Source organism: Streptomyces barringtoniae (genome assembly GCF_020819595.1).
Classification (GTDB): Bacteria; Actinomycetota; Actinomycetes; order Streptomycetales; family Streptomycetaceae; genus Streptomyces; species Streptomyces barringtoniae.
The window spans coordinates 1-415 of record NZ_JAJHNP010000112.1; the positions used below are offsets into that span (position 1 = coordinate 1).

The 415-nt window shown below is 70.1% G+C and carries 1 protein-coding gene; it reads left to right on the plus strand.

Annotated features, from left to right (window positions below; translation table 11 throughout):
- Nucleotides 1–17 precede the first annotated feature (17 nt).
- The coding region (locus LMU33_RS40955; RefSeq protein WP_308280862.1) for a polyketide synthase dehydratase domain-containing protein at nt 18–415 on the plus strand (398 nt) is incomplete at its 3' end.

Consider the following 415-nt stretch of genomic DNA (forward strand, 5'->3'; position numbering starts at 1 on the left):
CGGCGGAGGAGCCGTGGGTGCGGCATGCCACGGGTGTGCTGGCGGAGGGTGTGGGTGGTGTGTTCCCGGTTGATCTGGGGGTGTGGCCGCCTCGGGGTGCGGAGTCGGTGGAGGTGGCGGGTCTGTATGAGTCGCTGGCGGCTTCGGGGTTTGTCTATGGTCCGGTGTTCCAGGGGCTGCGGGCGGTGTGGCGGCGTGGTGACGAGGTGTTCGCGGAGGTGAGCCTGCCGGAGGACGGTGGGGGTGCGGCCGATGGTTTTGGTGTGCATCCGGCTGTGCTGGATGCGGTGTTGCATGCGATCGGGCTGGGTGGTCTGGTGGCGGACACCGGTCAGGGGCGGCTGCCGTTCTCGTGGTCGGGTGTGACGTTGCATGCCGTGGGCGCGACCGCGCTGCGGGTACGACTCGGCCGTGC